The following is a 20,436-nucleotide window of genomic DNA, read 5'->3' on the forward strand; positions in this document are numbered from 1 at the left end:
GCAAAGCGCCCCCATGCTGACCTTCTACAATGAATTGCACAGCCAGCACCGGGGCCGCTTCGAAATGTTTCGCGGCACCCTGGTGCCCTGCTTCGAGACGCCCGAGCGGGCCGACATGGTGGTGGCCGAACTGGGAAGGCGCAACCTGGGCCGCATCGTCACGCCGCACGGCGTGCCGCTGACGTCGCTGGAGCGCATCCACACACCCCGCTACCTGCATTTTTTGCGCCACGCCTGGCACGACTGGCTGGCGCTCGATCCCGACAACGCGGGCAAGGACGCCTTGCCATCCGTGTGGCCCGTGCGCACCTTGCGCAGCGATATCGAACCGGATGACTTCACGGCCAAGCTGGGACTGTACTCGATGGACAATGGCACGCCGCTGACGGCCGGCACGTGGACGGCGGCCAAGACGGGCGCCGACTGCGCCGTCAATGCGGCCCATGCGCTGCGCCTGGGCGAGCGGGCCACGTTCGCCCTGACGCGCCCTCCAGGCCACCATGCGGGCAGCGATTTCTTCGGCGGCTACTGTTTTCTGAACAACGCGGCGCTGGCCGCGCAGCATCTGCTCGACGACGGCGCGCGCAAGGTCGCCATCCTCGATATCGATTACCACCACGGCAACGGCACGCAAAGCATCTTTTACCAGCGCGACGACGTGCTGTTCGCCTCGCTGCACGCCGACCCGCGCAGCGAATATCCGTTTTATCTGGGCCACGCCGATGAAACGGGCAGCGGCGCGGGGCTCGGCTACAACGTCAACTTGCCGCTCCCCCCGGGCACGTCCACGGCCAGCTGGTTCGCCGCGCTGGAAACGGCTTGCCTGCGCATCAATATGTATGCACCCGACGCGCTGGTGGTCTCGCTCGGCGTGGACACCTTTGCCGGCGACCCGCTGTCGCACTTCGCCCTGCAAAGCGGCGACTACCTGCGCGTGGGCGAACGCCTCGCGCATCTGAACCTGCCCACCGCCTTCATCCTCGAAGGGGGCTATGCGGTGAAGGAAATCGGCATCAATGTCGTCAACGTGCTCGAAGGCTTTGAAACGGCCGATTAAGCCAGCCTACATATTGCGGAACAGCGCCATGAACGGCTGGCTCACGGCCAGGGTTTCCGGCCGCGTTTTCAGGCGCAAGGCGCCACGCCCCACCTCGTCGCGCGTGACGGACGCCACCATCTTCATGTTGACGATGGTGGAACGGTGGATCTGCTTGAAGATGGCCGGGTCGAGCACGTCGAGCAGTTCGCGGATCGGCTTGCGCAGCAGCGCCTCGCCTTCCGCCGTCATGACGGCCGTGTACTTGGTGTCGGACTGAAAATAGGCGATGTCTTCCACCATGATCAGCCGCGTATCCTTGCCGCTGCTGGCCGTCAGCCACACCAGCGGCGGCGACTTGGCCGCCGCCGGCAAGGCGCTGCTCAATTGCTGCAGCAGGCCGGCCAGCGCGCCGTCGCCCGCCTGGTTCTTGCCGGCCCGTGCCTGCACGCGCTGCACGGTCGCCTGCAGGCGCTCGCGGGCTATCGGTTTCAATAAATAATCGACGGCGCCGTTATCGAAGGCGTCGATCGCGTACTGGTCGTAGGCGGTGACGAACACCACCTGCGTGGCGGGACTCGCTTCCAGCGCGCCGGCCGCCACTTCCAGCCCCGTCAAGCCCGGCATGCGGATGTCGAGGAAGGCGATGTCGGGGCGCAGGGTGGCGATGGCCTCGAGCGCCGCGCCGCCGTCGTCGCAGGCGGCGACGATGCGCAAGCCGGGCCACTCTTCGGCCAACAGGCCCACCAGCGCATCGCGCAGCAGGGCTTCGTCTTCGGCGATGACGCAAGTCATCTCAGGCTGATGCATAGGAAACTCCTTGCGCCGTGCTGTCGGGCACCGTGATGGTGGCCGTCACGCCATCGGGGAAATTGGCGACAATGGCAAACGCGGCGGCATTGCCGTAGGTCAAACGCAGGCGCTCGCGCACATTGCGTAAGCCAATGCCCGTGCCGGCGCCGTCGTCGCTGAGCCCCTTGCCATCGTCGGCCACCGTGACGATCACCGTGCCGTTGCCGCTGCGCGCCATGATCCAGATGGTGCCGCCGCCGCTTTTCGGCTCCAGGCCATGCTTGATGGCGTTTTCCACCAGGGTTTGCAGCATCATCGGCGGCAGTTCCGCCTGGCGCAGGTATTGCGGCACCTCAATCTGCAGGTTCAGGCGTGCACCCATGCGGATTTTCAGGATATCGAGGTAGGCGCGCGCCCGTTCCAGCTCCGTGCCCAGGGTCGACATGGCTTGCTCCGTGCGCGGCAGCGAGTGGCGCAAATACAGGATCAGGTTGCCGAGCATTTCGTCGGCGCGCACGGGGTCGCTGCGCGTGAGCAACTGCGCGCTGGCCAGGGTGTTGTACAGGAAGTGCGGCTCGACCTGCGCATGCAGCAGGCTCAGCTTGGCCACCGTAAGTTCCTTTTCCGTCACCGTCTGGCGCGCCTCGGCCTGCTCGCCGCGGCGGCGCTGCGCCACCCGGCGCGTCATCGCCCGCGTCACCGCTTCCGCGTTTTCCAGGTTGCTGCCATGGTCGACGAGGAACCAGTCGGTCCAGGCGTTGCGCGCCGGTTCGCAGATCAGGGTCACGCTGCCCGCCTCGCCATTCGGCGTGACGGTGGCGAGAATCTGGTTCGGCCGCGGCTCAAGAAAGCCCAGCAGGCGCATGCGCGGCAAGCCCGTGTGCGTGTAGGGCGCCGCGCGGCGCACGCGGGCCTGCACCTGCAGGCTGTCGCGCGCGCTTTCGACCACTTCGCTGCCCGGCAGTTCGCGGATGGCCGCATCGATCATGTCGAACGCCTCGCCCGCCTCGAACGGAATCTCGATCTGGCGCCGCTGGCGGCTCGACAGGGTGCCGGCATTGACGGCGCCGGCGATCAGGCGCACGCGCCGCACGTGCGAAAACGCATTCGTGACGACGGCGCTGGCCAGCAGCGCGCCGACGATGACAAAAAAGCCTTCCGTCTGCCCGAAGATATGGCGCAGGAAATTCTCGACCAGAATCGCCGTGGCGATGATGTAGGCGACCATCGTGGCCACGGTGATGCGCAGGATAAAGAAGAGGCTGGTCATGATTTTTCCTTGGGGAGTGAAGTGGGGCCAAGCATAACTATCGGCGCCAGCGGCGGTGGCCATTATGCGATGGAAGGGCAATACTGGCGACAAAGGCAAGAAAATAAAGCTTCAATCCGCGCCACGCGCAAATAAAATCGCTTGCAATTAAATAGCGCACGATATATATTGTGTACATGGACGCCGCACACCGCTTCTTCAGACGGGCATCCTGGGGCACCAGCCCACGAAACAAGTAGCACACTATTTAGTAGTCAACTATTTAATCAACTCAAGGAAAACCATCATGTCGATCAAACAAGTCCTGTACCGCGCCCAAGCTACCGCCACCGGAGGCCGCGAAGGCCGCGCCGTATCGTCCGACAATGTGCTGGACGTCAAGCTGACCACGCCAAAAGAACTGGGCGGCAATGGCGCCGTCGGCACCAATCCGGAGCAACTGTTCGCCGCCGGCTACTCGGCCTGCTTCATCGGCGCCATGAAATTCGTCGGCGGCCGCGACAAGATCGCCCTGCCGGCGGACCTGTCGATCGAAGGCAACGTCGGCATCGGCGCCATCGAGACAGGCTTCGGCATCGAAGTGGAACTGAAGATCTCGCTGCCAGGCATGGAACGCGCCGCCGCCGAAGCGCTGGTCGCCGCCGCCCACATCGTGTGCCCGTACTCGAACGCCACGCGCGGCAACATCGACGTCACCCTGACGATCGTGTAATAGCACACGCGGCGCTGCACGCGTTGCACCTCCCCGGCCGCGCCCTAAGGCGCCGCCGGGGATTTTTTTCAGCGCAGCGCCTGCAGCAGCTTGTCCGCCAGGGCCGGCGCCGAGGCGGGATTCTGCCCCGTGATCAGTTCGCGGTCGACCACCACGTTGCTGCTCCACGGCGCCTGGTTCTGCACATACTGCGCGCCGGCCGCCTGCAAGCCCGACTGCGGATAGAACTTCATCGTGCCGCCGCCGAGCGCGCCCTGCGCCGCCAGTTCTTCCTGGTTGCTGATCACCGTCATGCGGTAGCCGCTGTAGATCCAGCCGGCCGGCGCGGGCGGCGTCTGGCCCGCTTCCAGCGCGGCCGTAAATTGGACCGCCTGCGGCAGGGCCGACAGCAGGGCGATTGGGCCGTGGCACAGCAGCGCCGTCGGCTTGCCGTCCGCGTGGAACTGGCGCAGCAAGGCGCCCAGGCCGGCATCCTTCAACAAGTCCTGCATGGGCGCGTGGCCGCCCGGCACCAGCACGGCCGCATAGTGGCCATAGCCGATCTGCGCCACCCGTTTCAGGCTGATCACGGGCGAGCGGCCCGGCACCGTCAGCGCCAGCTGGTCCAGCAGCGCCTTGTGCGCCGCGTGCGCGGCCGCGTCTCCGCCAAAGTAGTCAGCCGTATCCGAGCTGGCGTCCAGCGTGGGCGCCTGGCCCTGCGGCGTGGCGAACGTCACCGTGTGGCCCGCGTCGAGCAGCTTTTTGACGGGTTGCATCAATTCATTCAGATAAAAGCCCGTCGCGAAGACCTTGCCATCGCGCAGTTCGAGGTGGTTCGCGTCGGACAGCACGACGAGAACGTCGGCCGCCTGGGTGGTGGAAAAGGCGGCGAACAGCACACTGCTTAAGAGTAATTTTTTCATCATGAGGATTCCAGTAGAGAAGCCGCCAGCATATTCCGAATCAAAATGGAGAAAAATGATGAATAATGCAGCTGACTAATGCCGAATACGACCGAATTGGAATGAAATGGATAAATTGCAGGCGATGCAGCTGTTCCGCCGCGTGGCCGAGCTGGGCAGCTTTCGCCGCGCGGCCGATGAACTGGACCTGTCGGCCTCGTATGTGAGCCGGCGCATCGGCCAGCTGGAGCAGGAACTGGGCGGTCGCCTGATGACGCGCACCACGCGCCAGCTGGCCCTGACGGAAACGGGCGCCGCCTACCTCGAGCACTGCCGCAAGCTGCTCGACGAACTGGCGCAGGCCGAGGACATGGTGGCCCACTCGACGGCCCACGTGACAGGCCGCCTGCGCATCAACGCGCCATTATCGCTGGGCGTGGGCGAGCTGGCCGAGGGTCTGGCCGATTTCATGGCCGAGTGGCCGGCCTTGCGCCTGGACGTCGACCTGAAGGATGAATACGTGGACCTGGCGGCGGCCAACTACGACCTGGGTTTCCGCGTCACCACGGCGCTCACCGATTCGAGCTATGTGGCGCGCCACATCCACGACTACCGCCTGCACATCTGCTGCGCGCCCGCCTACCTGGAACGCCACGGTCCCCTGTTGGACCCCACGGACCTGACGCGCCAGCGCTGCTTCATCTACAGCCACGCCCTGTTCGGCAGCCGCTGGCCGCTGCGCCATGCGGGGCCGCACAGCGACATCGAAGTGCCGAACTGGGTGCGCACGAATAACACCCTGTTCATGCGCAGCCTGATCCTGCGGGGACTGGGCATCGGCATCCTGCCCACCTTTGTCTGCCGCGCAGAACTGGCCAGCGGCGCGCTGGTCGAGCTGTTTCCCGAGGTGGAGCGTCCCAGCCTGGCGCTGTTTGCCATCTACCCGTCGCGCCAGCTGGTGGCGCCCCGCGTGACGCGCTGCATCGAGCACCTGAAGCAGTGGTATGCGCAGCGCTATCCCGCGCCGGCGGCGTGAAGCCGGTAAAATCATGGCCACTCTCAATCAAGGATGACCCATGATCAGCTGGCAATGGAACACGTTCGACGAACTCGGCCCCCACGATTTGTACCAGGTGCTGGCCTTGCGCCAGCGCGTGTTCGTCATCGAACAGCAGTGCATTTACCCGGACCTCGATGGCCATGACCAGCAAGCCATGCACTTGCTGGGCTGGCAAACGGTCGACGGCCAGCGCCGGCTGGCCGCCTATCTGCGCGTGCTGGCGCCGGGCGCCAAGTATGTGGAAATGTCGCTGGGCCGCGTGCTGACGGCGCCCGAGGCACGCACCACGGGCGCGGGCAAGCAGCTATTGCTTGAGGGCATCTCGCGCGCCGAACGCCAGCACCCGGGCCACGCCATCCGCATCGGCGCGCAGCAGTACCTGGAGCGCTTCTACCAGTCCTTCGGCTTTGTCACCGTCAGCGCGCCCTACGATGAAGACGGTATCGAGCACGTCGACATGCTGCGCGCCGTGCAGCCGGGCGCGGCGGCATGACGACGGCCCTGATTTCCTGGAGCGGCGGCAAGGATTCCTGCCTGGCCCTGTGGCGCGCGCGCAACGCCGGCACGAGCGTGCCGCTACTGATCACGGCCATGGATGAAGATGGCCGCAAATCGCGCTCGCACGGCGTGCCGCCGGAGCTGCTCGAGGCACAGGCGGCCAGCCTGGGCGCGCGCCTGCAGCGCTATCACGCCAGCTGGGCCAGCTACGAGGAGCAATTCATCGCCATGCTGCGCGCGGCGAAAGACGCAGGCATAGAACACGCCATCTTCGGCGACATCGACTTGCAGCCGCACCGCGACTGGGAAGAAAAAGTCTGCGCCGCGGCCGGCCTGACGGCCCATTTGCCCCTGTGGGGCGGGGATCGCCGCGCGCTGGTCGATGAGTTCCTTGCCGCCGGCTTCAAGGCCATCGTCGTCTGCATCAATGGCCAGCACCTGCCGCGCGAATTTTGCGGACGCGAGTTCGACGCCGCCTTCCTGGCCGACCTGCCGCCCGGTGTCGACGCCTGCGGCGAAAACGGCGAATTCCACACCTTCGTCTACGATGGGCCCGCCTTCAGCGCACCGGTGGCGCTGCGCCGCACGCAAGTGCTGCAATATGACGCGCCGGCCAATCTGGGCGGCGCCACGTATTACTTCCAGGAACTGGCGCCAGTTTGAATTGGCCGCAAAAGCAACAAGGGCGACTCCATGGAGTCGCCCTTTGTCCGTGCACCTTGCGCGTACTTACTTTTTCACCACTTCTCGCAGCGTGATATCGAACACCAGGCCGGCGTAAGGCGGGATCACCACCGCACCCGACTTGTCGCGGGTGCCGCTCACGCCATAGCCCAGGTCATACGGAATGAGCAGACGGCGCGTGCCGCCTTCCTGCATGCCGACCAGGCCACGGTCCCAGCCCAGAATCATTTGTCCGATGCCGAGGATAAACGTAAAATTTTTGGGAGGAACTACCGTTTCGAATTGCACGCCTTTGCCGTCCGGCTTGCTCGCGTCATACAGCCAGCCCGTATAGACCACCGTCAGGGTATCGCCCGCCGCGGCCGCCTTGCCGGTACCTTTCACCAGGTCGGGAAAGAGGAATTCCTTCACTTGCGTATTCGGGTCAAGCACGACCGGCTTCTCGGTGTTGGCAGCAGCGCCGCAAGCGGTCAGGGCCACGGCGCAAGCGAGGGTGGCGATCATTTGAAATACCGATTTCATGGTTTCCCTTTAAATATTGGTGTGTGGCTAAGCCCGTACGGTGCGGACCGGTACGGGCTGGAGTTTAACAGGACTCGCGTAGCCCATTTGTAAGCAGACGTAAGCAGGGCAATAAATGTGCCTAAATGCAACGTTGACACAATATCTATATTTCCACCTGCGTGCCCAGTTCGATCACCCGGTTGCTCGGAATCTGATAGTAGTCGGCCGCCGTGCGCGCATTGCGCGACATGGTGACGAACAGGTGCTCGCGCCACGGCATCATGCCGGCGCCCGGCGTCGAGATGATGGTCTGGCGGGCGATGAAGAATGACGTTTCCATCATCTCGAAGTCCAGTCCCTGCTGGGCGCACTGCGCCAGCGCGGCCGGAATGTCCGGTTCATCCTTGAAGCCGTAATGCACGTTGACCTGGTAGCACTGGTGGCCCAGGTCCACCACGCGCACGCGCTCGGAAGGCGCCACCCACGGCTCTTCATGCATGAAGACGGTGAGGAAGATCACCCGTTCATGCAACACCTTGTTGTGCAGCAAGTTATGCAGCAGCGCGTGCGGCACGCCATCCGTTTCGCCGCGCAGGAAGATGGCCGTGCCGGGCACGCGCAGCGGCGGCGCGATGAACAGCGACGAGAGGAAATCGTCGAGCGGAATCGCATGCTTTTCCAGGTTCTGGAACACCAGCTGGCGGCCCCGCTTCCAGGTCAGCATGACGATGAACAAAATCGAGCCCAGCAGCAGCGGGAACCAGCCGCCGTGGAACAGTTTCAGGGCAGTCGCCGACACCAGGTTGACGTCGATGATCAGGAAAAAGCCCGTGGCGGCCCAGCACAGGGCCAGGTTCATCTTCCAGCGGTAGCGGATGACGAAGAAGGTCAGGATCGTCGTCGACAGCATGGTGGCCGTCACGGCGATGCCGTAGGCGGCGGCCAGGTTTTCCGAGGAACCGAAGCCGATGACGGCCAGCAGCACCACGGCCAGTTGCAGCCAGTTCACGGCGGGGATGTAGATCTGCCCGATTTCGCTTTCCGACGTGTGCCGCACGCGCATGCGCGGCAGGAAGCCCAGCGCGATCGCTTGCTTGGTCATCGAGAAGGTGCCGGAAATGGTCGCCTGCGAGGCGATCACGGTGGCCATGGTCGACAGGATCACCAGCGGATACACGCTCCACGCGCCCAGTTGCTGGTAAAACGGATTCGAGACGGCTTCCGGATGGGCCAGCAGCAAGCCGCCCTGGCCCAGGTAGTTCAGCGCCAGCGCGGGAAAGGCGATCAGGAACCAGGCCAGGCGGATCGGCTTCTTGCCGAAGTGGCCCATGTCGGCGTACAGCGCCTCGGCGCCCGTCAGCGCCAGCACCACGGCGCCCAGGGCGACAAAGGCGACGAAGCCGTTATTCATCAGGAAAGTGGCTGCGTGCAGGGGATTGAGCGCGGCCAGGATGGCCGGCGACTTGATGATGTTGACCACGCCCATGCCGGCCAGCGCGGCAAACCACAGCACCATGACGGGAGCAAAATAGCGGCCGATGCCGGCCGTGCCGTGCGACTGTACCGAGTACAGGCCCACCAGCACGGCGATCGTCAGCGGCACCACGTAGGGACTGAAGGCGGGCGTGGCCACTTCCAGGCCTTCGATCGCCGACAGCACGGAAATGGCCGGCGTGATCACGCTGTCGCCATAGAACAGGGTGGCGCCGAAGACGCCGATCACCATCAGCGGGAAATGCCAGCGCGACAGGCGGCTGACGGACGACAGCACCAGCGCCATCAGGGCCATGATGCCGCCCTCGCCGCGGTTGTCGGCGCGCAACACCAGGGTCACGTACTTGAGCGAGACGATCAGGGTCAGGCCCCAGAAAATCAGCGAGACAATGCCCAGCAGGTTCTCGTGCGAGAGCAGCAGGCCGTGGGCCGGGTCGAAGACGGTCTTCAGGGTGTACAGCGGACTGGTGCCGATATCGCCGTAAACGATGCCGACGGCCGCCAGCGTCAAGCCGGCAAGGCCGCTTTTTTTATGTTCCGACGTCAAGGTTGCACCCGTTTTTGTTTTGTTGCATCGCACAATATGATAGGTATTAGCAAATAGCAAGAGTATTTTTGCATGGTTCCGCAGCTGCCCCAAGGTCGTGGTTTTGTGCCGCTCCGCCTTGCTGCGCGGACATGCGGCCATTGATTTGTTGCCATTCTACGCCTCGCCAGCGGCGCCGGGCAGCCCCCGATGTTTTCAGCCATAATGACAGACTGTCTACTCTCCAGCGAAGCCCATCATGAATCCAGGCATGCTCTACGCCTCCCTCGCCTTCCTGTGCTGGGGCCTGTTCCCCCTGTATTTCCACGCCATCGGCGAGATCGCGCCACAGGAAATCCTGGCGCACCGCATGGTCTGGTCGCTGTTGTTCCTGGGAATCGTGCTGACCGTGCGCCGGCAGTGGAGCTGGCTGGGCAGCCTGAAGGCGCAGCCCAGGGTCGTGGCCAGCTTCGTCGCCAGCGCGTTTTTGCTGTCCGCCAACTGGTTCATCTATATCTGGGCCGTCAACAACGGCCACGTGGTCGACGCCAGCCTCGGCTACTTTATTACGCCCCTGATCAATGTCATGCTGGGCTTTTTGCTGCTGCACGAGCGCCTGCGCCGCCTGCAATGGTTGGCCATCGGCCTGGCCGCCTGCGGCGTGGCCTGGCTCACTTGGCAGGCGGGACAGGTGCCGTGGATCGCCCTGCTGCTGGCGGCCACCTTCGGCGGCTATGGCTTGCTGCGCAAGACGGCCGCGCTGGGCGCGCTGGAAGGCTTGTCGTTTGAAACACTGATTTTATTTCCCCTGGCGCTGGCCTACATGCTGTGGCTGGCGTGGCATGGCCAGAGCGGCTTCGTCAACACGGATTCCACCGCCACGCGCGCGCTGCTGCTGGCGTCCGGCCCCATCACGGCCATTCCCCTGCTGCTGTTTGCGGCCGGCGCGCGCCGCCTGCCGCTGGCCGTGCTGGGGCTGTTGCAATACATCGCCCCCACGGGCCAGCTCTTGATCGGCGTGTGGGTCTTCCACGAATCGTTCACGCCCGAGCGCATGCTGGGCTTCCTCGTCATCTGGACGGCGCTGGCCCTGTACGCGGCCGAAGGGCTGTGGACGGCCCGCAAGGCGCGCGCCGCCGCCTAGTCCTGCCCCTGGCGTCCGTTTCCGCAGCGCGCAGCGCTGGCCGGAAGCGGGCGTTTACCGTATCCTGTCCGTCTTTGTATATCACCCGAGATTTCTAATGGCAAATTACGTCTACACCATGAATCGCGTGGGCAAAATCGTCCCGCCCAAGCGCCAGATTCTGAAAGATATTTCCCTGTCCTTCTTCCCAGGCGCGAAGATCGGCGTGCTGGGCCTGAACGGCTCCGGCAAATCGACCCTGCTGAAAATCATGGCAGGCATCGACACCGACATCCAGGGCGAAGCCGTGCCGATGCCGGGCCTGAACATCGGCTACCTGCCGCAGGAACCGCAGCTGGACCCGGCAAAAACCGTGCGCCAGGAAGTCGAGTCGGGCCTGGGCGAAGTGTTTGAAGCGCAAGCCAAGCTGGAAGCCGTGTACGCCGCGTATGCCGAGGAAGACGCCGATTTCGACGCCCTGGCCACGGAACAGGCACGCCTGGAAGCGATCATTTCGACCTCCGACGGCGGCAATCTGAATCTGCAGCTGGAAATGGCCGCCGACGCGCTGCGCCTGCCGCCATGGGACGCCACCATCGGCGTGCTGTCCGGCGGTGAAAAGCGCCGCGTCGCGCTGTGCAAGCTGCTGCTGTCGAAACCCGACATGCTGCTGCTCGACGAGCCGACCAACCATCTGGATGCGGAATCGGTCGACTGGCTGGAACAATTCCTGCTGCGCTTCCCCGGCACCGTGGTGGCCATCACCCATGACCGCTACTTCCTCGACAACGCGGCAGAGTGGATTCTGGAACTGGACCGCGGCCACGGCATTCCATGGAAGGGTAACTACTCGACCTGGCTGGACCAGAAGCAAGCCCGCCTGAAGCAGGAAGAAGCGACGGAATCGGCGCGCCAAAAGGCGCTGCAGAAGGAATTGGAATGGTCGCGCCAGAACCCGAAAGCGCGCCAGGCCAAGTCGAAAGCCCGTCTGGCCCGCTTCAACGAGCTGTCCGAACACGAATACCAGAAGCGCAACGAAACGCAGGAGATCTTCATTCCCGTGGCAGAACGCCTGGGCAATGAAGTCATCGAGTTCAAGAACGTGTCGAAAGCGTTCGGCGACCGCCTGCTGATCGATAACCTGAGCTTCACCGTGCCGCCAGGCGCCATCGTCGGCATCATCGGCCCCAACGGCGCCGGTAAATCGACCCTGTTCAAGATGATCACCGGCAAGGAAACACCGGACAGCGGCGAAGTGGCCATCGGCCAGACGGCGCGCGTCTCCATCGTCGACCAGAACCGCGATTCGCTGGCCGACAACAAGTCCGTCTTTGAAGATGTGTCCGGCGGTGCCGACATGCTGACGGTGGGCCGCTTCGAAATGCCGTCGCGCGCCTACCTGGGCCGCTTCAACTTCAAGGGCTCGGACCAGCAAAAGCAAGTGGGCAACCTGTCCGGCGGTGAACGCGGCCGTCTGCACCTGGCGAAAACCCTGTTGATGGGCGGCAACGTCCTGCTGCTCGATGAACCGTCGAACGATCTGGACGTGGAAACCTTGCGCGCGCTGGAAGACGCCCTGCTGGAATTTGCCGGCAGCGTCATGGTCATTTCCCATGATCGCTGGTTCCTCGACCGTATCGCCACGCACATCCTCGCTTTCGAAGGCAACTCGCAGGTCACCTTCTTTGACGGCAACTATCAAGAATACGAAGCCGACAAGAAGAAACGCCTGGGCGAAGAAGGCGCGAAACCGAAACGTATCCGCTACAAGCCCTTGACCACGTAATTTCGGTCCGGCAACGCAAAAAGGCAGTTACCTCGCGGTAACTGCCTTTTTTTCAGCATACTTCCAGTTTTTAAAACCGTAGCGAGCGGCAACGAATTGTGGCTGAGAAGCGGAGCTGTGCTGTAGCACAGTGAGCATCGGAGGCCGCAAAGCGTGCCGCGCAGTAGGTTTTTAGAAGTTGTAGCGTGCGCCCAGTGCCAGGCCGGTTGCCTTGCGGCCCTGGTCGGCGCTCTTGCCGAAGTGTTCCACTTCCGCCGTCAGCGAGACTTTCTCGTTGATCGCGTACTGGGCGCCGACGGAAGCGTACACGCCCGTCTTGTCGTTGCCGCTGATGCCGGTCGACAGGCCGGTGCCGCTCAAGCTGTTCTTGACCTTGGCCACACCCAGCTTGCCGAACACGCCGACTTTGTCGGTCACGGGCATGGTGGCCTTGCCGGCCAGGTAATAGCCGTGCGAATCGCTTTTCACGGAACCGTTGCCGGCGCCGGTGACATAGCTGTAATCCTTGCTGCCGAAATCGGCATAGCCGCCTTCGATTGCCCAGGTTTTATCGAAATCGTAACCGGCGAAGATCTTGGCGCCAGCCTTGTAGCCGCTGTGATTATCGGCGCTGGTGGCGCCAGGAATATCGAAGTTATAACGGTTGCCCGTGACGCCAGCACCCACATACGCGCCTTCGGCGTGTGCGGCGCTCATGCCGGTCAGTGCGGTAACGGATGCGATCATTGCAAACAGGATTTTCTTCTTCATCATGTTCTCTCTCTCAATTAGTGAATGGTGCCTGGATTCGCAGTTCAGCGAAGTGCGATGACTACACAATAACAGCCGAAAAAAGCTACGTCTTTCTCCATTCCGTAAGAACTGTGACAAGATGTAAGCTGACATTGCAAACTGACAATAACCGTAAAATGCGCACTGTTGAGCGAACTTAAGATAGACTTAAGAACATTAGCGATTTTCAGTCCAGAGGAGAAGTGCATGCACAAACGCCAGTTTCTCGCCGCCGGCATGGCCGCCGCGGCCCTGCCCGCCATCGCCCGGGCGGCGCCCGCCGGCCTGCGCGGTCCTGCCCTGCTGACCATCACGGGCAGCATCGACAAGCCGAACCGGGGTCCGTTCGACGCCGTGCGCGACCAGATGATGCACAAACAAAAGATCAGTTTTGAACGGGCGCGGGCCTTCGACTTTGCGGCGCTGGCGAACTTGCCGGCGCGCACCATCCACCCCACCCTGGAATACGATGGCAAGGCGCATGCCCTGCGCGGACCGCTGCTGGTCGAGGTATTGAAGGCGGCCGGCGCGCCCGAGGACGATGCCGTGCGGCTACTGCTGCGGGCCGTGGATGGCTATGCGGCGGCGCTGACCATGGCGCAGGCGCGCGCGCAGCGTTTTATCGTCGCCACCCACCTGGACGGGCAGGCGATGGCGCTGGGCGGCTTGGGGCCCCTATGGGCGATCCACGATGCGGACCGCATCGCCGCCGTGGCGGCCCTGCCCCTGGCCGAACGGTTCGCCAGCTGCCCGTGGGCGCTGTATCACATCGGCGTGGAGGCGGGTTGACGCTACTTAAAACGCCAAACAAAACCGTAGCGAGCGGAAGGGAGAGGTGGCTGAGAAGCGGAGCTGTGCTAATGCACGGGGCCGCCGAGGCAGTGAGCATCGCAGGCCGCCTATACCGACGCGCAGTAGGTTTTGATAGGCGTTTAGGCGTAGGCTTCCGCCATCGACATGACGCGCGGCGAGATGGTGATGCCGTGTTCCTCGAACAGCGCCGTGATGGCCGCCAGGTTATGCGTGCATTCCTCGGTTTTCCAGCCCTTGAAGATGTCCGTGCCATCCTTCTGGAAATGCAGGTCCAGCACCTTGCCCGCATCCTTGTGCAGGTAGGGCGAACTATAGGTGTTCTCGAAGCCGAGCGCCTTCAATTGTCCCAGCAAGGCATGCGGTGGATGGTCGGGATCGGTGGCGAGAAAAATGCCGAAGGTCTTGCCCGGTGGTTTCGCGGCGATGTCGACCTCGTAGATGCCGGGGGCCTTGCTGACGGACGTACTCTTTAAAAATAACATACAACACTCCCTGCGCGTAATGTCCCGCGCCTGAAACGGGCGGCAAGACAGGGGCGGTGCGCAATGATTCCCCTCGTCAAATCTTATTGCTAATTTGCATCTTTGTCGACAAATCGGCACTTTTATTTGGTAAGTCGTGGTTATCTTGTTGCGTTCGCCAAGGTAAATTGTCAATAAAGCCAGTTATCATTGCGCCAATACCCAGCCTGCTGCATACTTTTGGCTTGCGTCAAGATTGCCTTCCCGCCGGCCACCCCTCGTCTCCATGCGTCTTCTGTCGATCAAGTACCGCCTGCTCATACTCCTGACCTTGATCCTGGGGGCGGGCTTCATGGCCACCAGCCTGGCCAGCTACCTGGCTTCGCGCCAGGCCATCGAGCACGGCATCGCCGACCAGACCTTGCCATTGACGGGCGACAATATCTATTCCGAAATCCAGAAGGACATACTGCGCCCCGTCTTCATTTCCTCGCTGATGGCACACGACACCTTCGTGCGCGACTGGATACTCGCCGGCGAAAACAAGCCGGAACAGATCGTGCGCTACCTGGCCGAGGTCAAGAAAAAATACGGCGCCATCACCAGCTTTCTCGTCTCGGACAAGAGCAGCAAATATTACTATGCGGAAGGCACCCTGAAATCCGTCAGCCCGCAAGCCACGCGCGACATCTGGTACTACCGCGTGCGCGCCATGGACACCACCGACTATGAAACGAATGTCGACGTGGACATGGCCAACCGCGACAGCATGACCATCTTCATCAACCACCGCGTCTACGACTACGACGGCCAGTTCATCGGCGCCACCGGCATCGGCCTGACCCTGGCCACCATGAGCCACATCATCGACCGCTACCAGGCGCGCTTCCACCGCAACATCTATTTTGTCGACGGCGCCGGCGCCCTGGTGCTGGCGGGCAAGACCATGCGCAACGGGCACGGCAATATCCGCAGCCTGCCCGGCGTAAACGCCATTGCCGAGCAAATCATCAACCACCAGAGCGAACCGACGCACCTGTCGTACCAGCTGGGGCGCGCGCAAATCCTCGTCAACTCGCGCTTCATTCCCGAACTGGGCTGGTACCTGGTGGTCGAGCAGAATGTCAGCGACGAAGTCCAGTCGCTGCAGCGCGTCTTCATCTTCAACCTGGCCATCAGCTTTGGCGTCACTCTGCTGGTGCTGGTATTGACCCTGCTGACGGTGAACCGCTACCAGCGCCGCATCGAACGCATCGCCTCGACGGATGCGCTGACGGGGCTATTGAACCGCCAATCGCTGGAATTGCTGTTCCAGCGCGCCATGCTCTTGTCCAAACGCAACGAACAACCGATGTCCGCCATCCTGTTCGACATCGACTTCTTCAAGCGCGTCAACGATACCCACGGCCACCTGTGGGGCGACAAGGTGATCCGTGGCGTGGCCGACGTGGCGCGCGCCACCGTGCGCGAAAGCGACGTCATCACGCGCTGGGGCGGCGAGGAATACCTGGTACTGCTGAACAATTGCAGCCTGGCGCAAGCGGCGGAAGTGGCGGAAAACCTCCGCGCCGCCGTCGAACGCCACGATTTCGGCCTGCCCGCGCCGCAACTGCCCGTGACGATCAGCCTGGGCGTGGCCGAGTACCGGCCAGAGGAAAGCGAGTCGGCCTTCTTCTCGCGCGCCGACAGCGCCTTGTATCAGGCCAAGCATCACGGCCGCAACGGCGTGCACGCCGCCTGAGTCATCCCCCGCGCTTGCGCCTGGCCAGATCCTGCGTGGGCGCCACCAGCGCCCGGTACAACTCGCCCGTGGCGGCATCCCAGCTTTGCACGGCCAGTTGCTGGCGTTGCACGGTGGCAGAGTCGCCGCGCGCGATGGGGCCGGACAGCGCGGGCGCGGCGCCCAGGCGGAACACGTTCGCCACCGCTTCCGTCACCAGGGGCTGCGCCAGTTCGCGCGCCACGGGCTCGGGAATGCCTGCCGCCTGGTAGGCGCGCAAGGCGGCGTCGAGCACCGTCACCAGGTAATTGCTGGCGAAGACGGCGGCGGCGTGATACAGGGTCTTGGCGGCCGGGTCGATGGGCACGGGACGCGCGCCGATGGCGTTCAAGGCGGGCGTGAGGAAGGCCAGCGCCAGCGGATCGCCTTCGACGCCGCAAAACGTGCCGTCAAAGGTGGCGGCCACCTGCTGCGGGTCGGCAAAGCTGCGGATCGGGTGCGCGCTGGCGACAAACGCGCCGGCCTGCGTGGCGGCCAGCAGCACGTTCGAGGCCAGCGCGCCGCTGCAGTGGAACACGATGGCGCCCGCCTGGCGTCCCTCGGCCACCAGCGCCGCGCAGGCCGGGCCGATCTGGTCGTCGGAGACGGCCAGCATGGTGACGTCGGCGCGCCGCAAGGCCGCATAGCTGGCGACGGGAGTGCCGGCACCGATGAAATCGACGGCCGCCTGCGCCGACGTCATCGAGCGCGTCAGCACGTCCTGCACCAGGATTGCTCCGCCCTGCGTGCCATCCACGCGGGCGAACAAACGGCCCAGCACACGGCCCACGTGGCCGGCGCCGATGATATTGAGGGTAACGTTCATGGCGATTTTCTAGAAGCTCGATCCCGGCTGGCGCAAAAATTCCAGCTCTTGCGGCGTGGAGGCGCGGCCGAGGATGGCGTTGCGGTGCGGGAAGCGGCCAAAGCGGGCGATCACTTCCTGGTGGCGCTCGGCGTAATCGAGCATGCCGTCAAAGCCGGGCTGCGCCTGCGACAGCAGCTGGAACAGCTCGACGGCGCGTGCCTGCATGGCCAGGTCTTCCGCGTGTTCGAACGGCAGGTAGGCAAAAGCGCGCAGCATCGGCGGCAGCTGGCGGTCCTGCCCCGCGTCCGTCAAGGCGACGGCCAGGGCCAGCGCCCGGGCATCGCCGGCAAACGCGCGCGGCGTACCCCGATAGACATTGCGCGTGAATTGATCGAGCACGATGAGGCGCGCCAGCGCGCCGTGCGGCGCGGTATCCCACGCGCGCAAGCCGCCGTCGATGGCGGCATCGATCAGCGCGCCGAAACGCGCGCGTATCTGCGCATCGAAGCCGTCATCCTTGCGGAACCATTCCACGCGCGACTGGCCGTAGTCGGGGTTATCCGGCGGCAGGAACCAGAAATCGAGTACCTCTTGAGCCTGTGCATCCATGTCCATCCTCTCGGCATCCGTATCAGTTGCGGGCATGCGACAGCTGGAAGCCGGCGATGCCTTCGAAGGCGGCCAGTTCGGCCGACATGGCCGACAGGCTGGCGCCCGTGTTCTTGCCATGCGCGATGGCAACAAAACGCCATTCCTGCATGCCGTCCGTGCTGCCGATGGTCAGCGAGCCGCCGGCGATGTCGTAGCCGCGCTTGGCCGCCATGCGCCGCAGCGCATCTTCGCGCGGAATGAAATCGCGCTTGAAGCGCATGGTGATGGCCACCGCGTGGCGCGACGGCAGCCAGTTCTCCAGTTTTGACAGGAAAATCATCGCCATCGCACACAGGAAGGCCAGGCCCATGGCCGACAGGTAAAAACCGATGCCGACCATGATGCCGATCACGGACGAAGCCCAGATCGAGGCGGCCGTCGTCAGGCCGCTGATATTGAAGCCCTCGCGCATGATCACGCCGGCGCCGAGGAAACCCACGCCCGTAACGATGCCCTGGATGACGCGCGTGGGGTCGCTGCCGATGATGGCGCCATGGCCGCCGTACCAGAACTCCGGATAGCCGCCCAGCACCGTCAGCGCGGCCGAGGCCATGCACACGAGGCTGTAGGTGCGCATGCCGGCCGCGCGCCCGTGATACGAGCGCTCGTAACCCACCAGCAAGCCCAGCAGCAGTGCGCCGAGCAGGTTCAGCAGGATCACGCCATTCGTCGCCAGCTCGGCCGGCGACCAGTAGGCGCGCAGGAAGTCGATGGTCGGCATTTAGTCCTGGGGCTTTTTCGTCAGCTGCTTTTCAAACGCCACGTCGAGCTTGCTGACGCGGCGCGCCTTTTGCGGTCCCAGGCCATTCACGAAGGCGACAAAGGCGTCCAGTTCCAGCGGCGGGCACAGGGGCGGCAAGCCCGGGCCTTCCGTGAGGAAGAACAGTTCATCGCCCGTGCGCGCCATCGTGTAGAGGCGGTGGCCGGTGCGTTCCTTGAGCCGCTCGATGGCGGACGTGGCGCGGGTCGAGCGCATCAGATGGCTCCCGTGCGCTGTTCCAGCCACGCCAGCGCAGGCGCATCGGCCGGCGCGGCCAGGTGCGGCGCTAGGCGCGCGCGCACGGTGGCGTGATAGTCGTTCAGCCAGGCCGCTTCGTCATCGCGCAGCAGCGAACGTTCCACGCAGCGCGTGTCGATCGGGCACAGGGTCAAGGTTTCGAAGCGCAGGAATTCGCCGAAGGGCGTCGTCCCCGCGGGAACGTTCAGCACCAGGTTCTCGATGCGGATGCCCCACTGGCCGGGACGGTAGATGCCCGGCTCGACGGAAGTGATCATGCCCGGTTCCATGGCTGTCTGCGGCTCCGGCATGGCGGACTGCGAAATCGATTGCGGCCCTTCGTGGACGTTGAGGAAGAAGCCCACGCCGTGGCCCGTGCCGTGGCCGAAGTCGATGCCTTCGGCCCACAGGGGCGCGCGGGCGATGGAATCGAGCATGGGCGACTTCACGCCGCGCGGGAATTGCGCGCGCGACAGCGCGATCATGCTGCGCAAGACCAGGGTGAAATCGCGCCTGTGCTCGGCCGTGATCGCGCCGACGGGGACCACGCGGGTGATATCCGTGGTGCCGCCCCAATACTGGCCACCCGAGTCGATCAGCAGCAAGCCGTCGCCTTCGATAGTGGCGGCCGAATCCGCATGGGCGTGGTAATGCATGATGGCGCCATGCGCATTGAAGCCGGCGATGGTGCCGAAACTGGGGCTGACAAACCCGGCGCGGCGGGCGCGGGCAGCCGTCAGGTGCTCGTCGACGCCGATTTCAGTCAACGGCGCACGTTGCGGGTCGGCCAGGGTGCGATCTAACCAGCTGAAAAACTCGCACAGGGCGGCGCCATCCTGCTCCATGGCGGCGCGCACGTGCGCCGCTTCGGCATCCGTCTTGCGCGACTTGGCCAGGGTGGTCGGGTTGATGGATTCGACCACCTGCACGCCATCGGCCACGGCCTGGCGCGTGCCGAACGTGATGCGGCGCGGGTCGAGCAGCAAGGTGGCGCCGGCCGGCAAGGCAGCCAGCGCGGCAGCCGTGCGGTCATAGGCGGCCACGTCCACGCCCTGCTCTTCCAGGATGGCGCGCAGGGCTGCCGACACCTTGCCGTCGGCGACGAACAGGGTGGCGCGCTCGGGTCCCACCAGCGCATGCGCGAGGAAGACGGGGTTGTAGTTGACGTCGGCGCCGCGCAGGTTGAACAGATAAGCGATATCGTCGAGGGTGGAAATCACGTGGTGGCTGGCGCCCAGGGCCGCCATGCTGGCACGCAGGGCCGCCAGTTTTTGCGCGCGCGACAGCGAGGGATACGCGGCCGCATGTTCAACCACGGGGGCGGCGGGCATGGCCGGGCGATCCGGCCACACGGCTTGCAGCACATCGGTGTCCGTGCGCAGGGTGACTTGCGCGCCCAACGCCTGCTGCAGCAGGCGCGCATTGGCCAGGCCCAGCACGGCGCCATCGACGGCCACCGTCTGCCCCGGCCGCATGGTTTCGCCCAGCCAGTCGATATACAGCACGCTGGCGCCGGACGGGATTTTCTTCAGGACGATGCCGCTGCCGGCCAGTTCGTCTTCCGCCTGTTCCCAGTAGCGGCCATCGGTCCATACGCCGGCAAACTCCTGCGTCACGACCAGGGTGCCGACCGACCCCGTAAAGCCCGACAGCCACTCACGGCCCTGCCAGCGGGCCGGCAGGTACTCGGACAAATGCGGGTCGGCCGAGGGCACGATGCAGGCGTCGATATGCTGCGCGCGCATGGCGCTGCGCAGTTGCGACAAACGGGAGGCGGGAGTGGCTTGGTCAGGTGTCTGCATGGGTGCGA

At 64.2% G+C, this 20,436-nt stretch carries 21 protein-coding genes; 9 read left to right on the forward strand and 12 right to left on the reverse strand.

Annotated elements, in window-relative coordinates; genetic code table 11:
* Positions 1-13: 13 nt before the first annotated feature.
* Positions 14-1,057: a histone deacetylase family protein gene (locus OX459_RS17245; protein WP_099665884.1), complete on the forward strand. Its 1,044-nt coding sequence runs from the start codon at positions 14-16 to the stop codon at positions 1,055-1,057.
* A 6-nt stretch (positions 1,058-1,063) separates the two neighbouring features.
* On the opposite strand, the gene OX459_RS17250 is transcribed toward OX459_RS17245, so the two are convergent.
* Both OX459_RS17250 and OX459_RS17255 read right to left on the reverse strand, forming a co-directional pair.
* A complete protein-coding gene (locus OX459_RS17250; protein ID WP_289905932.1) occupies positions 1,064-1,846 on the reverse strand; it encodes a LytTR family DNA-binding domain-containing protein in 783 nt (260 codons plus the stop codon).
* On the reverse strand, positions 1,833-3,098 hold the full coding sequence (locus OX459_RS17255) for a histidine kinase (RefSeq protein ID WP_289905933.1): 1,266 nt from the start codon (positions 3,096-3,098) through the stop codon (positions 1,833-1,835). Before OX459_RS17255 ends, OX459_RS17250 begins: the two co-directional genes overlap by 14 nt.
* A gap of 286 nt (positions 3,099-3,384) precedes the next feature.
* On the opposite strand from OX459_RS17255, the gene OX459_RS17260 reads away from it, so the two are divergent.
* Positions 3,385-3,810 carry an organic hydroperoxide resistance protein gene (locus tag OX459_RS17260; protein ID WP_034783746.1) on the forward strand — a complete coding sequence of 142 codons (426 nt, stop codon included), beginning with the start codon at positions 3,385-3,387 and terminating at the stop codon, positions 3,808-3,810.
* A gap of 68 nt (positions 3,811-3,878) precedes the next feature.
* Here the strand turns inward: OX459_RS17260 and OX459_RS17265 are convergent, their stop codons facing one another.
* The gene (locus tag OX459_RS17265; protein WP_289905934.1) at positions 3,879-4,715 is read right to left on the reverse strand and encodes a type 1 glutamine amidotransferase domain-containing protein; all 837 of its coding nucleotides are present in this window, start codon (positions 4,713-4,715) and stop codon (positions 3,879-3,881) included.
* A gap of 103 nt (positions 4,716-4,818) precedes the next feature.
* Between OX459_RS17265 and OX459_RS17270 the strand changes: the two genes are divergently transcribed.
* From OX459_RS17270 to OX459_RS17280, 3 genes are read left to right on the forward strand one after another with little or no spacing between them, the layout of a single operon-like run.
* Positions 4,819-5,727 carry a LysR family transcriptional regulator gene (locus OX459_RS17270; protein WP_289905935.1) on the forward strand — a complete coding sequence of 303 codons (909 nt, stop codon included), beginning with the start codon at positions 4,819-4,821 and terminating at the stop codon, positions 5,725-5,727.
* A gap of 40 nt (positions 5,728-5,767) precedes the next feature.
* Positions 5,768-6,244 (forward strand): GNAT family N-acetyltransferase, encoded by a 477-nt coding sequence (locus OX459_RS17275; RefSeq protein WP_289905936.1) that lies wholly within the window; start codon positions 5,768-5,770, stop codon positions 6,242-6,244.
* Positions 6,241-6,912 carry a diphthine--ammonia ligase gene (locus OX459_RS17280; RefSeq protein ID WP_289905937.1) on the forward strand — a complete coding sequence of 224 codons (672 nt, stop codon included), beginning with the start codon at positions 6,241-6,243 and terminating at the stop codon, positions 6,910-6,912. The genes OX459_RS17275 and OX459_RS17280 overlap by 4 nt, the downstream gene beginning before the upstream one ends.
* Positions 6,913-6,978: 66 nt before the next feature.
* Here OX459_RS17280 and OX459_RS17285 read toward each other — a convergent pair whose 3' ends face one another.
* Entirely contained in the window at positions 6,979-7,455 is a 477-nt protein-coding gene (locus OX459_RS17285; RefSeq protein WP_289905938.1) for an FKBP-type peptidyl-prolyl cis-trans isomerase, read from the reverse strand.
* Positions 7,456-7,600: 145 nt separating this feature from the next.
* Positions 7,601-9,478 (reverse strand): potassium transporter Kup, encoded by a 1,878-nt coding sequence (locus tag OX459_RS17290; RefSeq protein WP_077398475.1) that lies wholly within the window; start codon positions 9,476-9,478, stop codon positions 7,601-7,603.
* A 238-nt stretch (positions 9,479-9,716) separates the two neighbouring features.
* Between OX459_RS17290 and rarD the strand changes: the two genes are divergently transcribed.
* Positions 9,717-10,601, forward strand: coding sequence for an EamA family transporter RarD (rarD, locus tag OX459_RS17295; RefSeq protein WP_099665892.1), 885 nt, complete (start codon positions 9,717-9,719; stop codon positions 10,599-10,601).
* A gap of 97 nt (positions 10,602-10,698) precedes the next feature.
* Positions 10,699-12,366 (forward strand): energy-dependent translational throttle protein EttA, encoded by a 1,668-nt coding sequence (gene ettA, locus OX459_RS17300; protein ID WP_034752850.1) that lies wholly within the window; start codon positions 10,699-10,701, stop codon positions 12,364-12,366.
* A 171-nt stretch (positions 12,367-12,537) separates the two neighbouring features.
* Here the strand turns inward: ettA and OX459_RS17305 are convergent, their stop codons facing one another.
* Positions 12,538-13,119, reverse strand: a complete 582-nt coding sequence (locus OX459_RS17305; protein WP_099665893.1) for a porin family protein — start codon at positions 13,117-13,119, stop codon at positions 12,538-12,540.
* A 225-nt stretch (positions 13,120-13,344) separates the two neighbouring features.
* Here OX459_RS17305 and OX459_RS17310 point away from each other — a divergent pair, with 225 nt between their 5' ends.
* On the forward strand, positions 13,345-13,926 hold the full coding sequence (locus OX459_RS17310) for a molybdopterin-dependent oxidoreductase (protein ID WP_289905939.1): 582 nt from the start codon (positions 13,345-13,347) through the stop codon (positions 13,924-13,926).
* A 143-nt stretch (positions 13,927-14,069) separates the two neighbouring features.
* Here the strand turns inward: OX459_RS17310 and OX459_RS17315 are convergent, their stop codons facing one another.
* On the reverse strand, positions 14,070-14,432 hold the full coding sequence (locus OX459_RS17315) for a hypothetical protein (RefSeq protein ID WP_251349529.1): 363 nt from the start codon (positions 14,430-14,432) through the stop codon (positions 14,070-14,072).
* A 265-nt stretch (positions 14,433-14,697) separates the two neighbouring features.
* Here OX459_RS17315 and OX459_RS17320 point away from each other — a divergent pair, with 265 nt between their 5' ends.
* On the forward strand, positions 14,698-16,152 hold the full coding sequence (locus OX459_RS17320; protein WP_289905940.1) for a sensor domain-containing diguanylate cyclase: 1,455 nt from the start codon (positions 14,698-14,700) through the stop codon (positions 16,150-16,152).
* Position 16,153: 1 nt separating this feature from the next.
* Here OX459_RS17320 and OX459_RS17325 read toward each other — a convergent pair whose 3' ends face one another.
* Genes OX459_RS17325 through OX459_RS17345 form a run of 5 tightly spaced genes read right to left on the reverse strand, consistent with a single transcriptional unit; the run spans position 16,154 to position 20,428 of the window.
* Complete coding sequence (locus OX459_RS17325; RefSeq protein WP_289905941.1) at positions 16,154-16,996, reverse strand: Rossmann-like and DUF2520 domain-containing protein; 843 nt, start codon at positions 16,994-16,996, stop codon at positions 16,154-16,156.
* A 9-nt stretch (positions 16,997-17,005) separates the two neighbouring features.
* A complete protein-coding gene (locus OX459_RS17330) occupies positions 17,006-17,593 on the reverse strand; it encodes a DUF924 family protein (protein WP_289906103.1) in 588 nt (195 codons plus the stop codon).
* Positions 17,594-17,609: 16 nt separating this feature from the next.
* The gene (locus tag OX459_RS17335) at positions 17,610-18,350 is read right to left on the reverse strand and encodes an MgtC/SapB family protein (RefSeq protein WP_289905942.1); all 741 of its coding nucleotides are present in this window, start codon (positions 18,348-18,350) and stop codon (positions 17,610-17,612) included.
* Positions 18,351-18,605, reverse strand: coding sequence for a hypothetical protein (locus OX459_RS17340; RefSeq protein WP_077398459.1), 255 nt, complete (start codon positions 18,603-18,605; stop codon positions 18,351-18,353).
* Positions 18,605-20,428, reverse strand: a complete 1,824-nt coding sequence (locus OX459_RS17345; protein ID WP_289905943.1) for an aminopeptidase P family protein — start codon at positions 20,426-20,428, stop codon at positions 18,605-18,607. Before OX459_RS17345 ends, OX459_RS17340 begins: the two co-directional genes overlap by 1 nt.
* Positions 20,429-20,436 lie beyond the last annotated feature (8 nt).

The organism is Janthinobacterium sp. SUN026 (genome assembly GCF_030397625.1).
Lineage (GTDB): Bacteria > Pseudomonadota > Gammaproteobacteria > Burkholderiales > Burkholderiaceae_D > Janthinobacterium > Janthinobacterium kumbetense.